Source organism: Reichenbachiella versicolor, assembly GCF_003171675.1.
GTDB lineage: Bacteria > Bacteroidota > Bacteroidia > Cytophagales > Cyclobacteriaceae > Reichenbachiella > Reichenbachiella versicolor.
Genome location: NZ_QFZQ01000005.1, coordinates 152,930 through 168,204 on the forward strand (window position 1 = coordinate 152,930; position 15,275 = coordinate 168,204).

At 38.4% G+C, this 15,275-nt stretch carries 14 protein-coding genes; 8 read left to right on the forward strand and 6 right to left on the reverse strand.

Going from position 1 to position 15,275, the window contains the following annotated elements; translation table 11 throughout:
* Positions 1–35: 35 nt before the first annotated feature.
* From DKG80_RS11155 to DKG80_RS11180, 6 genes are all read right to left on the reverse strand, one after another.
* Positions 36–926 carry a glycosyltransferase family 2 protein gene (locus tag DKG80_RS11155; protein ID WP_109831421.1) on the reverse strand — a complete coding sequence of 297 codons (891 nt, stop codon included), beginning with the start codon at positions 924–926 and terminating at the stop codon, positions 36–38.
* On the reverse strand, positions 889–1,731 hold the full coding sequence (locus DKG80_RS11160; RefSeq protein WP_109831422.1) for a class I SAM-dependent methyltransferase: 843 nt from the start codon (positions 1,729–1,731) through the stop codon (positions 889–891). Before DKG80_RS11160 ends, DKG80_RS11155 begins: the two co-directional genes overlap by 38 nt.
* Positions 1,732–1,877: 146 nt before the next feature.
* Positions 1,878–3,200, reverse strand: a complete 1,323-nt coding sequence (locus DKG80_RS11165) for an oligosaccharide flippase family protein (RefSeq protein ID WP_109831423.1) — start codon at positions 3,198–3,200, stop codon at positions 1,878–1,880.
* A gap of 1 nt (position 3,201) precedes the next feature.
* Positions 3,202–4,356: a glycosyltransferase family 4 protein gene (locus tag DKG80_RS11170; protein WP_162555828.1), complete on the reverse strand. Its 1,155-nt coding sequence runs from the start codon at positions 4,354–4,356 to the stop codon at positions 3,202–3,204.
* Between the two features lie 130 nt (positions 4,357–4,486).
* Complete coding sequence (locus tag DKG80_RS11175) at positions 4,487–5,644, reverse strand: glycosyltransferase (protein WP_109831425.1); 1,158 nt, start codon at positions 5,642–5,644, stop codon at positions 4,487–4,489.
* On the reverse strand, positions 5,628–7,115 hold the full coding sequence (locus DKG80_RS11180) for an O-antigen ligase family protein (RefSeq protein WP_109831426.1): 1,488 nt from the start codon (positions 7,113–7,115) through the stop codon (positions 5,628–5,630). Before DKG80_RS11180 ends, DKG80_RS11175 begins: the two co-directional genes overlap by 17 nt.
* A 379-nt stretch (positions 7,116–7,494) precedes the next feature.
* On the opposite strand from DKG80_RS11180, the gene DKG80_RS11185 reads away from it, so the two are divergent.
* The 8 genes from DKG80_RS11185 to DKG80_RS11215 all read left to right on the forward strand — a co-directional run bounded on the left by DKG80_RS11185 (position 7,495) and on the right by DKG80_RS11215 (position 15,138).
* Entirely contained in the window at positions 7,495–7,923 is a 429-nt protein-coding gene (locus tag DKG80_RS11185) for a hypothetical protein (protein ID WP_109831427.1), read from the forward strand.
* A 206-nt stretch (positions 7,924–8,129) separates the two neighbouring features.
* On the forward strand, positions 8,130–9,446 hold the full coding sequence (locus DKG80_RS11190) for a nucleotidyltransferase family protein (protein WP_109831428.1): 1,317 nt from the start codon (positions 8,130–8,132) through the stop codon (positions 9,444–9,446).
* A 356-nt stretch (positions 9,447–9,802) separates the two neighbouring features.
* A complete protein-coding gene (locus DKG80_RS11195) occupies positions 9,803–10,387 on the forward strand; it encodes a Crp/Fnr family transcriptional regulator (protein WP_109831429.1) in 585 nt (194 codons plus the stop codon).
* A gap of 75 nt (positions 10,388–10,462) precedes the next feature.
* Positions 10,463–11,263 (forward strand): type 1 glutamine amidotransferase domain-containing protein, encoded by an 801-nt coding sequence (locus DKG80_RS11200; RefSeq protein ID WP_109831430.1) that lies wholly within the window; start codon positions 10,463–10,465, stop codon positions 11,261–11,263.
* A gap of 328 nt (positions 11,264–11,591) precedes the next feature.
* Positions 11,592–12,338, forward strand: coding sequence for a hypothetical protein (locus DKG80_RS11205; RefSeq protein WP_109831431.1), 747 nt, complete (start codon positions 11,592–11,594; stop codon positions 12,336–12,338).
* A gap of 295 nt (positions 12,339–12,633) precedes the next feature.
* Complete coding sequence (locus DKG80_RS21155; RefSeq protein ID WP_162555829.1) at positions 12,634–12,921, forward strand: hypothetical protein; 288 nt, start codon at positions 12,634–12,636, stop codon at positions 12,919–12,921.
* 183 nt (positions 12,922–13,104) lie between these two features.
* Positions 13,105–14,025 (forward strand): AraC family transcriptional regulator, encoded by a 921-nt coding sequence (locus DKG80_RS11210; protein ID WP_109831432.1) that lies wholly within the window; start codon positions 13,105–13,107, stop codon positions 14,023–14,025.
* Between the two features lie 198 nt (positions 14,026–14,223).
* A complete protein-coding gene (locus tag DKG80_RS11215) occupies positions 14,224–15,138 on the forward strand; it encodes an alpha/beta fold hydrolase (protein WP_109831433.1) in 915 nt (304 codons plus the stop codon).
* The last annotated feature ends 137 nt before the right edge of the window (positions 15,139–15,275 follow it).

Here is a 15,275-nt window from a genome sequence, read left to right on the forward strand (position 1 = left end):
CTGTGAATTAAACCCCATAGACTATCGCATTGCGACTAAAACTGAATAACTCTATTCGGGTGAATCACCAGTCTAAAAAAGTCAGGTATGGATTTGGCATGAGCCACTAATAATGCCCAGTTTTGAGCTATTAACAGCTTAAATAATTTGACTGGTGTTACTAGAAAAAGATAATAGCTAGCAAAAAGACAGAAGCTCAAAAAGTGGTTGTTTTTGAACATAAAAAAGAGTCGGTTCCTACTTTGATAATACGTTTTCAAAGGGCTCATTTTACCTGTAGATACTGACTCTTTATGAAGGATGATAGAATACGGATCCACCACCGTTTTATAACCTGACTCTGATAACCTTACCGACCAATCAAGCTCTTCGTAATAGAGAAAATATCGCTCAGGCATAGGCCCCATTTTATCAATAGCAGATTTTCTAATCATTACGGCGGCACCATGAAAGTATACTGACTCACGATAATCATCAGGTACATCAGTAAGCTTATCATTTCTGCCAGTCACCGGGTCTATCGCTGTGAATCCACTAAACTGAACTCTATCAGGCTCATCGTAGTATCTAATGATCGGGTTCACCGCTCCGACCGTATCATCAGTGAAAGCCTTGAGCATCGACTCTATAGTACCATCACTTATCTCTGTATCATTGTTTAGTAAAAAAATAAATTCTCCACTTGCCTTTTCGATACCTAGATTGTTACCACCAGCGAAGCCCAAATTAGCTTCGCTAGTGACTACGGTAACATATGGATAATAACTTTTGTAAATAGTAGTGTTATCGGTCTTTTGCCCATTATCTACAACAATTACTTCTAAATTAGGATAGCTTAATAATGCTATTGACTTTAACAATTCACAAGTAACTGTAGGTTGATGGTAGTTAACCGTAACAATTGAGATTTGAGGTTGATCTATCATTGGTAGTTGGTTTTTTACCGATCACTTGAATAGCATTTCCCCATTTATTGTTGTGGAAAATACGATCGGCATGTATTAGTAATTTACTCAATGGAAGAGTCAAAAGCTGTGTAATCACACCCATTTTTTTTCCTAAATATGCTAATTCCCATGCAAACCTTGATATCCACCCATCTGAATGGGAAGCACTCACTATTTCAAACCCTTCTTCCACGAATCTTTCCTGAAGACCATCTAAATCATATACTTGACCAATATGCTCCTCTTCCAGCCAGTGATTATGATCCTCAAACCAATGCTCTGGCAAAATCGTCTTTTGAACTTTGTTAGGAATTTTGACTAAAAAGTAACCTCCTTCTTTCAACCTTTCACGAGCCGCCTTGAAAGGCATCATATCAGGATGCATGTGCTCGAATACATCTATTGAATAAATAAAATCAAAATCTTCCTCCCTAAGTGTTTCGAGATAACGGTTATGAATTTGAATATTGTGAATGGCTGATTTATCTACAGCATTTACTACCGTTTCTGTCCTTTCTGAATCAATATCCAATGCATGAATCTCCGCTTCTTCCATAGCCTTGGCCAGTCCGATGGCATATTCACCATAGCCACACCCTACATCCAAGACTTTATCCATTTTATCAATGGGAAGTTGATTGACGAGTTTCTTGAAAATGGTAAATCTCGCGTAATTTCCTACATTAGTATACCCAAATATTTTAGTAAATACGTGCCCCAGTAGAGGGTACTTAATCATTCGTTTGCTGGTAAATACCTGTTCTTTTCCTAGTGTTAATTCCATATCAGTTTTTTTAAAAAAGTTTCACCTCAAGGCCATAAGCCTATTGGTTTTAATTTCTCGACCTTAGAGCCGAGTTCAAAAAATACAGAAGACACCTCTTGCACTTCGAGGAGCTTCATTTAGGGAATTTAGGTTTATCTATCGCCTTACGCCGAATTCTGTGTTATCGCCTCATGGACTCCATGAAGCTTTGATTTAATGGTTGAGATAACTTCCATAAACTGGTTGAGTGGATTCAAATTCCAAGATCTTAATATTCTATATAGTCTGATTTGACCTATCGAAATGGTAATAAATATGCTGGCTACAGTTGCTATAGCTGCTCCACTGAGTCCCCATATCGGTATCAAAACCAGGTTCATGACCACATTGATAATTGTACTCAGTGCCAACATTTCAAAGTTGACCCTTGGCATACCAAGTGCGTCTAAGGTCATTCCAAATACCCTACCCCACGGCTTGATCAGACTAGCCACTAAAAGAATATGAAGCACAGTACCTGAAGGTAAATACTCTTCATTGCCTATCAGCAGAATAATGTCTTTCGAGAAGAAGAATGTGATCAATACTCCCGGTAGCATAGCTGCCATGATCGAAAGCACCGAAAAGAAATACCTTGGTACTAAGTCAGCCTTATCTGTCTTGGCAATTTTTGGGAATATAACTTGAGCCAGTGCGTTCATAGGAAGATCACAGTAGTTGATCAGTTTAGCCGCGAAATGAAAGATGGCTACTGCTGCTGGAGTCAAAAAGATGCTGATGATCAGTACGTCTGCTTTGTGAAATATGACTGACAAAAGGTTGGTGCCTGCAGTAAATTTCCCATAGTTCAACACTTTCGCGAACCAAGCCTTTGATGGTAAAACAAAGTGAACTAAGTCTTTCCCAAATGCTATGATGAACATGATAGAAGAAGCTACAAACTGACTAATGAAGTAGTTGTAGATAGTTAATTTATTAGACCACCAAAGCACTCCTATTATACTCATCAAGATAGCAGCATGAATACCATTGTAGATAAGTTGCTTTCTGAACTTTTCTTGGCCTGTAGACCTACTATTCATCAACTGAAGCGTAGCCATACTAAAAGCGGTCAATCCAAAAAGTGGCAAGAAATCAAGTAGCCCATCGCTAAGACCAATAAGAGATCCAAATTGAGTGAATAAGAAGGATAGTAAAGTAAATAAGAAAACCATTCCATAGTTAATCACTAAAAAACCTGACACCACGCGGGGCTTAGACTCAGTAGCGTTTAAATATTCCTTGATAAATGCATGATGAATAAAGCCTTGTCGGAGTGTATCCACCATAGTGACTATAGCCATATAGATAGCAAATGCTCCCATTTGCTCTAGTGAATTACTCCTGACCAATATGATAAAGATCAAAAAGTTAGACCCGAGCATGAGCATTTGACTACCAAATACCATTGACCCTTGTGCGAAGAAATGTTGTAGTTTCTTTATCATCTCATGCCACTGGTAATAGTTCAAAATACACTTTCTCGGTACGTGCTCCTATTGAGGTCCAAGAGAAATTAGATGCTACATGCTCCCGAGCTTCTTTACCCATCTGAGCTGCTTTTTCTTGGTTTTTGTAGAGGTAATCAGCCGCCTCACCAAATTGGTTAGCAAATCCTACTTTGCAAAGAAACCCTGTGACTCCATCTAGCACCGATTCTCTGATCGCTTCCAAATCGGATGCGATGACAGGAATTCCATTGACACCCGCCTCTAATAATACGATACCCTGTGTCTCATATCTAGAAGGCAATACAAGAGCCAATGAATCCTTCATATACTCATCTATTTCGCTTCTGGTCTTTTCTCCTACTAAATGGATTCTATGACTGAACGAAGACTCTTTTACTTTTCGCTCGAAAGAACTTCTCATTGGGCCATCACCTATAACATTTAACTCTACCTCTTCATCGACATACTCCATCATCTCGATCAATGTGTCGAGCCCTTTTACCTCAGCTATTCTACCAACAAAAAGAAGCTTATTACTTTTTGATGATTTAGAAGCTAGCTGTTCTGTAGACATATTGACACCATTGTTGATCACAGCCACTTTTTCTGCATTGCAGTTATTTTTTTCGATCATCTCAGCTTTCAAAGCTTGACTTACTGAAATTAACTTGTCGGCGTTGTCAATCAGTTGCTGCTCTGCATCGGCAGTTACTTTCCTATAAATTTCATCTTGGAGTCCCATGTTTTGAGACAGTTCATTGGCACATAATCCGTGTACCGTATTGACTACAGGCTTATTAGTCTTTTGTCTACCGTATAAATACCCACTTCGTCCCTGTAGATGAATGACATCAAACTCCTGCTCGTGTTTATTGATCCAATTTTTAGCTTCGTAATTAAAAAAGAACTCTTCTGCCAATTTGCTCAAAGGCCATAGGTATCTTCCTGGTATGTATGGAATCTCTACGATATCTACTCCTTGTTTTTGATAAGCCTTTTGACCTTTCAATAGACTACCCGCTGTGAGTATGTGTACCTCATGCCCAAGTGTCACCAATTCTCTACTCAAGTCCCAAGTGTGACTCTGAATCCCTCCTTTGTAACTCCAGGGGAGGCTTTTGCAAATCATAAGGATTTTTAGGTTCTTTTCCATTTTACTCTGGTTTAGATTGATCTTCATCTTTGACTCCATATAGGCCCATCACAAATCCTACTGCTACGCATGCGAGTATCAGTGGCCAAGGCATTCCATCTCCTAAAAATGAAACCATAGTGTCTTAGATTTAATGTTGGGTATGTATGAACTTCTTAGCTGCTGCTGGCATCAAAAACAATGCTTTGATAGCCGACCAGATCATCTTGGGGAGGTCGATGATCATCTTGAATCCAAATTTCAACAACCACTGAATAGGTACTGTAATTACGTATGTCATGACATTAGCTACGATCATTAGAGCGGCTATTATCACTATATAGCTGGTACCTAGTACCAGACCTATAATACCAGCGATCAATAATATCACTACCATGAGTGCTCTAGGTGGAAGAGCCAGCTGCAACACCTTGTGAAAGTGGTCGAAATTTCCTTTGAAAAGGTTACGAAAACCAGACTTTAAGAATTTAGCCAAAAAGTTGTACTGAGCCTGTAGCCATCTACTTCTCTGCTTAGCCATAGCTTCATAAGAATCGACCTTCTCATCTAATACTATCGCCTCGTCGTTGTAATCAATTTTGATCCCAAGGTAAGTCAAAACCAATTCCATTTCCTTGTCAAATCCTCCTATGGCAGTACACTCCTCTATGACTCCATGAAAAATATTTTGTCGAAAAGCCATGCCTGAGCCAGACAGTTTACTTGACAGACCGAACACCGTTACACCCTTACAGAGCATTTCGTGGTTGGCGGTTTCTGCTACCGCATCGAACGCAGAAGTACTATTTGTCAGGTTTTCAGCGATCCTTCTACCCTGTACCGCATAAGTTCCCTCATTGAATGAATGATTGATGTGTGTCAAGAAATCTGGCTGCATGATATTATCAACATCCAGAACAACTACTCCGTCATAGCTAATGGAATTAATTCGTTTAACAGCTTCCTGCAATGCCTTAACTTTTGTGCTTTTCTCAAAACTTACATTCAATACACTGGCACCCATTTCTTCAAGCTGTACTTGAGTCGAATCCTCCAGCCCATCATTGATCACCACAATATCGAAGCTATCCTTGGGATACTGCACATTGACATTCATCTTGGTACTTCTCAGAGCTGCCGCATCGGCCTTGTATGATGGCACTAGCACTAAAAATTTATTGTAAACATCTACTTTACTCGTCAGCGGCTTGTAAAACTTAGCACTGATGGCAAGTATAAATTGATAGATGACAGATAGGGAGACATACGTCAATAACAAAAGGGTAAGTATTTCAATGATTATTTTCATGGTCTGAAGGTTTTAATTGGTCTGAAGGTTCGAATGTGTATGCGATGAATACAAAGTGTAAAGCGACGTTCATGATCATACCTGTGGGCATCTGACCAAAAACTTGATTACCATAGGAGGAGAATAAAACTCCAGATATGGCAGCGTACAGTGATATGATTTGATCTTTCAAGACAGGGTCTCCGATTTGACTGATCCTATAGGCTCCTCGCCCCATCAAAAAGCCGAGTAAACCGAGGTGGAGACAAATGCCTACCACCCCTGTTTCTGCCCAAATCTTTACATACCAGCTGTCTGTCGCTGTATTGGCCATCAAGCTTTCTGGATTGAATCTGGCTCCCCAATATCCTGCGGTGCCTACTCCTCCTCCAAAGGGCTTATTGGCCAAGTATCTTCCAAAAGTCACTTGATTTTCTAGCCTTACTTCTAGCGATCTATTGTTGGGATCTAGTGCTGATCGCATTCTTCTCACTTGCTCGACACTCTGAAACATAAAGGTGTATTTGAGAATAAAAAACACTATCCCGATCGCAGCTACTCCTGTAAGTAGCAAGGCAAAATTCTTTTTGATGATCAAATAGGTAATGGCACCACAAAATGGTACTGCCAATGCTCCTCTGGTACCAGAGATGGCAAATCCTATTAAAAACAACAACCCAAAACCTGAGTACCACACTTTTGTAATGACGGGTACTGGACTAAGGACTAGGATGACGCAAACCAATACCATCATGGCTTGAGATGCGCCGAACTGTCCTGCATCACTATAAAATGAAAATACCCTAAGTACGCCGTGTAGGATATGCTCTTCGTGGTGTTCTTCAGCGAAAAGCCAATGATTTTCGGCATAATCTAACACTCCATTAAACTGCTTCAATCCCCAAAAAGCTCCCAGCACCGAAGCGATAAAGAGTATTTTCCAAAACAAAATCAAGTGCTTGCGCTCCCGAAAGAGCAACAATGTTATACCCACACTGAGCACCTGATAAAAACCTATACCTCTCATAGCATAAAACCAAGCTTCTAGTCCATTGCCAAATGGATTGATGATCTCAAACATGATGTACAGGAACCAAATGGCTGAAGCATAGAATAGTTCATTGTCGAGCCTTTTCCATTGCGTATTGGGGTTCATGATCAGGGCTATCCATGCCGCGGCTAGTAGTATGTCCAACGACAGTCCCCATGGGGCACTGACGTATCGCGCGATACCTGAGGTCAGAAATGCCATAATCAATGAAGCCCAAACCGCTGCTCCTGGGTACTTGAACAACAGATAACCTCCACATGCGGCTATCGGCAATCCTAGTACGGCTATGGAACCAAGCATCTGTAGTTTGTAGACCAATGCCATCGAAAACAACAGTCCGATCATAACAAAGAAAACTTTCAAAATACGTTGTCGGTAAAGACCTTGTAATGGGCCTTCTGCCCAGAAACTCTCTCTGATATGTTTACCTGATTTTATCATTGGTACAAATGTAGGTTTGGCCAGAGGCTCGCAGTTTTGTAATGCGATCGCTGGCAGCTTTTGAGGGTTGAAAGGAAATTATTTACAGTAAGTAGGATAGAAGGTATGAATGTAAGGATATAACCTCCGTAGTGCGCAGTTTTTCATATTGGTTTTAGTTGGTGAAGTGTTTTCTAAATTTAAGTAGAACATAACGGATTTCATAGTCCATTGTCTACTTATCACTGCATTCCCTTCACTACTGCTGTGAATAGACCTCAGATGTAACGGTTGCGCCAGTCTTTTCACTACAATTTGTCAAGCCACTAGATATACTCTACAGAAAATAGGTTTTCTATCAAGGCTAACTCGGTAGCTTTACAACCTTAATCGATGCAGGATGAAAGTAAAAGAAAAGCTAGAAGTCTTCTGGAAGGAAAATAATCTTGGCAAAGATGGCAAGATCGATGCTTCTTGGAATCTATTCAAAATAGGTCGGCTTGGATTCTACTTTCCTAATCTCAGCAAAAAGGGATATCTACTGCACGATGTCAATCACCTCCTCAGTGGATATGGAATTGATTGGCTTTCTGAGTTTGAGATAGCGGCATGGGAACTTGGTAGTGGGAGCCGAAAGGTTTTTTACCTGAGCAACTTCTACCCAATAGTGGGGTTCTTACTGGATCTGATATTCATTCCAAGTAGGACTATCCGAGCGCTGAAGGATGGGAAGTCTAGGGCAAATGCACATATTCTTTCCCACACAGTGAATGACATCATGGACATGGAGTTTGACGAACTGGTTCGATCATCTCACCAAAAACGATAAAAAACCGCCACTCGCTATTATTCTGCCCCTATTTGCTAAAAAAAATGGCTCTACGCACTTTTGGAAGGGGTATTCGCTGTTTTTTTTGGTGGGGAACATTAATATAATTAATGTATGTCCTTCAATTGTAATCCACTGTTATCGTTTATATTGTGGATGTCAATTTAAAAATGAAATCTGGGTGGTTCAGTTATGATCAATAAACTATGAGTATATCTAAGGCAGAAATCGACCGATTAGGTAACCTCATTAGACAAGAGCACTTTTCAATTAGTGATGACACTCTAAATAAGCTTCAAGAACATAGGATATCACACCAAGACTCTTTATCCTCAATTTTCACTATTCTCTGCTCTTATATCCGTAAAATTCACCCAACTTCAATTGTTACATACAGAATCAAACGGTTCGAATCAATAATTGGCAAATTAAACCGCTATCCCAAAATGAGGTTCAGCCGAATGTGGGACATTGGAGGCTGCAGATTCATAGTAAGATCTGATATACATGTTTATAAAGTCAAAGCTCTAATAGAACAGGATAATCGAATTTCCATTGTTAAAGAATATGATTATATAAAAGAACCTCAAAAAAATGGATATAAAGCACTTCATTTATTCATTAAGTGTAATAGCAATGAAAGGATAATCGAGGTTCAAATTAGAAACACCAAAGATCATAATTGGGCAACTTTAGTAGAAATTACTGACCTGTTACACGAATCAAAAATTAAGGAGTTGGGTGATAACCCAGAACTAGTTGAATTTCATTACTTACTGTCTAAAGTACCCAACTTGAACACCTCAGAAAAACGAGAAATTGCTAAAACCCTTAAATCTTTCAACTATTTCGGGAAACTGAGCGATGTATTCTCAAGAAACTATTTGAAAGTTCGACAGCAATGGTTCAAAATAGAAAACCAAAAAAACCATCGATACTTTCTAATTGAAACTAACAAAGACGAGCCCCCTAGAATTTATTCTTTTAGGAAAAGTAAGGATGCAGAAATTGAGTACCTGAAGCTATACAAGAACGCTCAAAACACTAACATAGTTCTTACTCATTTACCTAACCCTTCCTACAATCAAATTAGTATGGCCTATTCAAACTATATTTTAACATTCCATTCTTTTTTAGATGAATGCTATGACATTCTGGAAAGCCTAATTATTGAATCTCTAAAATCAGAAAGCTACTTTAGTTATTTTAAATTCCATATGCTTTATAACTCTCTTCTTTTTGAACACATTTCTAATATGATGGAAGAGGTAACTGAAGCAAAGAAATATTCTGAAAATACTGCCAAAAACATACGAAAAAAACATAAACCGAAAGAAAAAGAATGGATTCAAGATATTGAAAAGCAAGTCAATAAAAGCAATGAAAGATTGACAAGACTCGCCAAAAAATTCAAGTTGAATATGCCTCAGAATTCATTTAGCAAATACATTTTCAAACAAATTACATTTGTAATTACATCAAAGTTGAGGCTGAAAATTCAAAAAATCATGAGAACTAAATGATCACAACCTACCTCATTGTTTTAAGACTGCGTCTTGAAACAGGAAATGAATCAGTAGTGCCTCTGACACGATATTGATTGCACTGAAGATGTTTAGAGCTCCATTTGTGCCAAGGCTGCAGGTGGTTTACCATTTCAGTCAAATAAAAACAGGCCAGCAAAGATACTCTGCACACGCTAGTTAGATGTTTCGCTCTGCTCAACATGACCCTGTCCTTTTAAGGGTACTGGCTCTTTTTGGAATTAACTATAGTCACGTTTTACAGTTTGTAATTGGTTGTTGACGATTTTAGTATTGTGCGCCAATATCAAACTAAAGACTGGGCGTTGTATACTTGGTTTTTGTGAGTAATGTATATGGATATCGAAAAGTCAATAATATTAGAAATTTTTAAAGACATCACTTTTTCAGATAAAGAAGTCGACCTTATCGAAAGTAAACTCAAAAAACTCGAGCTTAAAAAGGGAACTACAATACTACAAGCAGAAGAAATAGTAAACAGTCAATATTATGTTTACGATGGATGTTTAAGAACCTACTTTATCGACAAATCTGGCAAAGAACATACATTGCAATTTGCCATCAATGATTGGTGGATAAGTGATTACACAGCTTTCTTCACTGCATCCAAAGCGATTATGCATATTGAGACGATTCAGAAAGCAACTTTATATAGAATTTCTAGAACAAGTATGGAAGATTTATTCATCGAGATCCCCCAGCTAGAAACTTTCTTTAGGAAAAAAATGGAAAAAGCTTTTGCTAGTTTTCAAAATAGAATCTTAGCGAGTTTAGCGCAATCAGCTAAAGAAAGATACCTTTCTTTTATCAACACTTACCCAAATATCGAACAGACTGTAAAAAACTACCATATAGCTTCTTATCTAGGAATTACTACCGAAAGCTTAAGTAGAATCAGAAAAGAAATATCTCTTGACTGATTTTATTAACATACATCAATTTTTAGCAATTAGTTTGACGATAGCTTTGTCTTCTTAATAAAGTAAAAACCTCAAGTGAAAAGAATAACAACATTTGTAATCGCTTTAGTTTTAATTTCTGCGTGTGGCAAAAGCACAAAAGAGACTAATTCTAACGGAGAAGGTTTAAGTGTGAACTCAGAAAAAAACGAAACAATGAAAAAAGTATTATTTGTATTGACAAGCCACGAAGATTTAGGAGATACTGGACACAAAACTGGTTTTTGGATAGAAGAGTTTGCAGCGCCTTATTATTTATTAAAAGATAAAGGAATTGAAATTACTTTGGCATCTCCAAAAGGTGGACAACCTCCTATCGATCCAAAAAGTAACGAAGCAGATTTTCAAACTCCAGCAACCGTTAGATTTAACGAGGACAAAGAAACTCAAGAAGCGATGTCAAAAACGTTAAAACTGGAAAATGTAAATCAAGCAGATTATGATGCCGTTTTTTATCCAGGTGGACACGGTCCTTTATGGGATTTAGCTGAAGATGAAAATTCAATTGCCTTGATAGAAGATTTTTATAAAAACAATAAACCAGTCGCTGCTGTTTGCCACGCTCCTGCTATTTTCAAGCATACAAAGAGCACAGATGGAACGCCTTTGGTTGATGGCAAGAAAGTAACTGGATTTACAAATAGTGAGGAAGAAGCTGTTCAACTAACTTCTGTTGTTCCATTTTTGGTAGAAGATATGCTAAAAAGTAATGGTGGAATTTACTCTCAAAAAGCAGATTGGAATCCTCATGCAGTTGAAGATGGTTTATTAATCACTGGACAAAACCCTGCATCTTCCGAATTAGTTGCCGAATTATTATTTGAAAAGTTGAAGTAAAAACTACTTACAATCGAGTAGACGGCTCCGTCCTTCATTAGGAACGGAGCACGCCTTCTGACACTATGTATTTCTCAACAAGCCCTGTCGGGAAATACTGGTATTGCATAAAGCATTTCAAGCGTCATTTCACTTATCCTTAGAACAATTTGGGATACCATTTTTGAGAGATTAGGTGTGTTTTTATGAGATTACTGGCTGTTTTGGGATTAGCTATATGTCAGCTATACCGTTTGTAATTGTTTGTTGGTGTTTATAGTATTGTACATCAATATGACGAGAAAACTGAGTGATGTTTACTCGGTTGTTAGAAGTAACAATTTACCACATGAAGTCTTTTTTAACCTTAACACTTATATTCCTTGCCTCAAATTGTTTCGCCGACTTTGGACCATGTTACTATATAGAAGCTAAAGTTACTTTTTTAGACAGCACATCTACTTCCGCTTATTTTTCGGTTGGTGATTACAAGTTTCTTATTAGACATTACGAAGGTAGGCATGAATACAAGTCAAATGGAGACTGGAAAGAACTTCCTCATTTACGACATGATGAATTCAGGACTGAACTTACTTATGACTCGGCTTTTTCATGGCACTTGTTAACACTTAAGCAAAACTCAGCAAGGTATTTTACTGACATACAAACTCTGACATTCAAACCTAGAAGATATACCGTTCAAGTCATCAGACCAATTGGAAAACCTTTCAAATTAAATATCGATAGCATAAGCAAAGTATTTGTTTCGAACATTTACCTATGTGATCCATACTATTTCATATCTACTAGACTCAGCACTTCCGATAAGTCTTGGATTAATACCCCAACAAAACTTGTGAATCTTGGAGGTGGTGAGATCTGTGGCTATACTGCTTTATATTACGACATTGCCACATCCGAATCCAAACAACCAATACTTGATTTTCAAAATACACTTGAATGCCTCAATGAGTCACGAATTAACCCCAAAGAATACTCAGATGATTTTCAAAAAACCATGTACGAAGAAGTAAACAGATTAACCCGAGTTTTAAAGTCAATGTTCATATTAGTAGTCCGCTACTGCTCAACATAAAATACTCCTTACCCCCGTTCCCGCCACACTCAGGGTGGTTTACCATTTCAACTCTCAATCACCTCAAAACAGGTACAGCAAAGAGACTCTGCAGACGCTAGGTAGATGTTTCGCTCTGCTCAACAAGACCCTGTCCTTTCAAGAGTCCCTATTGACTCAACACTCTGACACTATGTATTGCTCAACAAGCGCTGTTGGGAAATACTGGTCTTTAATAAAGTATTTCAGGCGTCGTTGCACTTACACTTGAAAAACTGGGCACGAATCCAAGAAAACAACTTAAGGAGGAGTGGTTTTGTTTGGTTTTTTGCTGTCGCAGCTCGGCGGCAAGGAAAACAGCTGTCGTTTTGGTAGCCTCATGCGGCGGGAAGAAAAACGAGAGTCAGTTTTGTTCCCTCATCCGTCCGCAAGAAAAATGACGGCTGTTTTTCGAGCCTCACCCGTCCGCAACAAAAACGACGGCCATTTTCGGAGCCTCATCCGTCCGCAGCAAAAACGACGCTCGTTTTTCGTCCCTCACTCGGCGGCAAGAAAAATGACGCCCGTTTTTGTTGCCGCCGACCGGCGGCGGGAGTTGAATTAAAGAAGGTTTTCGAAAAATAGAGAAAAGTTGACTTTCAAAGCCGTAAAGAAAAAATCAACACAACAAGCAGTAAGACTTATTCACTATTTTGATTTTAAGAATTTTAAAAAAGCAATTATTAAAACCAAAACGCTCACTACACCACATAGCTAACTTACCTTATCATTGTACAGCATAAGAGAAATGACAGAAACTGAAAAACATTTACAAGCTGATTACCAAAGTCGAATCAATCGGGTTTTTGAGTTCATTGACGAAAACTTGGAATCTGACTTGCGGCTGAGTAAAGTTTCTGAAATCGCCTTTTTTTCACCATTTCATTTTCATCGAGTATTCAAATTCATAACTGGGGAAACCCTAAACGGATATGTAATGAGAAGAAGAATTGAAAAATCTTCTTCTGACCTACTGCATAAAAATATTTCAACATCTGAAATAGCTCACAAATATGGGTTTAGTGACATTTCATCATATTCAAGGGCTTTCAAAAAGTTTTACGGTGTAAGCCCTACCGAATTTAAAAGGCAAAACCCTAACAGACATAGCAAGATTCGTCAACTCGAAAGCAAGAATGGACAAGAGTACCCTGAGCATGAAAAATACATTTGCATCATTAATGATCTAAAAAAATGGACAGAAATGAATGCAAAAATTGAAGTTAGAGAAACACCAGAATTGAGATTAGCAGGAGTTACGCACGTAGGCGTAACTGGAATTGAAACCGCTTTTGAAAAACTTACAAGATGGGCTATGCCTAAAGGGTTACTTAACAATTCAGAAGCTAAGATGGGAAGGTTTTTTTACGATAGTTTCAAAATCACTGCACCTGACAAGGTTCGAATGAGCATTTTTTTAGCGACTAATGAGCCTTTTGAAGCGGAAGGCGAGATTAATACGGTCACAATAAAAGAAGGAAAGTGTATCGTTGGACGTTTTGAAATCACACCTGTAGAACTTGAAAAGTCTTGGACGAGTCTCTTCGTATGGATGAATGATAACGGATACAAAAAGAGCAACGAAAATCCATTTGAAATTTACCAAAGTGACTACAGAGAGCACCCTGAAAATAAGTTTGTAGTTGATCTATATATACCCGTTGAATAAAAAAACCGTATTTGCTAAACAAGCCCTGATGGGAGACTGGTTTTTTCATAAAGTATTTCAAGTAGCATAGCACTTACACCGAAACAAAACAGCTTATTCCCGTCATTTGTAATTGATAGTAGTGGTTTATAGTATTGTGTATCAGCTTGAAACAAAAACTGAGTGTTCTGTACACTTTAGTCACCAGTAATCTCAATCATGAAAAAGTTATTTTTTATTCCTCTTTTAATCGCCCTCTTTTCTTTTCATTTCGCTACTGGACAAAAGAGCAACATTATTAAAACCAACTCTGGAACAATTCACTATGTGACTTTTGGGTCAGGTGAACCGCTTCTCATAATTAATGGTGGACCTGGAATGAACTGCAATGGTTTTTCGTCTCTGGCTACTCTTTTGGATGATAATTTTAGAGTTATTCTTTATGACCAAAGGGGTACAGGAAAATCGGAACTAACCGTAGTTGACTCAACCACGCTTTCCATGGACCTATTAGTCGAGGATCTGGAAACATTAAGGGAGCATCTCAGAGTAGAAAAATGGTTTGTACTTGGTCATTCTTTTGGAGGATTTGTTGCCCAACATTATGCCTCTAAACATGAAAAAAGACTCAAAGGGATGATTCTATCTGGATCTGGAGGTATTGACCTTGAGATTTTTTCTTATCTCGGCGCTAACATGCACATTCGTATGAGTGATTTGGAGCGGGATTCTTTGGCTTACTGGAATAACAAAATCAGGAAAGGTGACACTACTTATCATGCTAAATACAATGCTGGAAAATTTAGAGCTCCTGTTTATTTATATGAAAGAAAACATATTGATCGAATAGCACACCGACTTACACAAGCAAATCCAGAAATTGGGGGATTGATGTTTAAGGATCTATCGAAGAACAATTACGACTGGAGTATCTCAATGTCAAAACTGAAAACACCCGTCTTGATAATACAGGGACAACAAGATCTAGTGGGCTCTGAAACAGCCTATAAGGCTCACAACATCTACAAATATTCTAAGCTAGTGTTACTCAATAAATGTGGACACTACGGCTGGCTCGAGCAGGAAGAAAAATACATAAGGGAGGTCAAATCATTCATAGATGATCTAATCTAAGGTTATTGACCTATCCGTCTATGGCGCCCTGTTCTTTCAAGGGTTCCTCTTGAAAGAACAAAGAGCTATAGTCTGAAGGACGTACAGATCAAGGCAGTACACGTATTTCCGTTGCCATCGCACTTTAACGTGCGCTA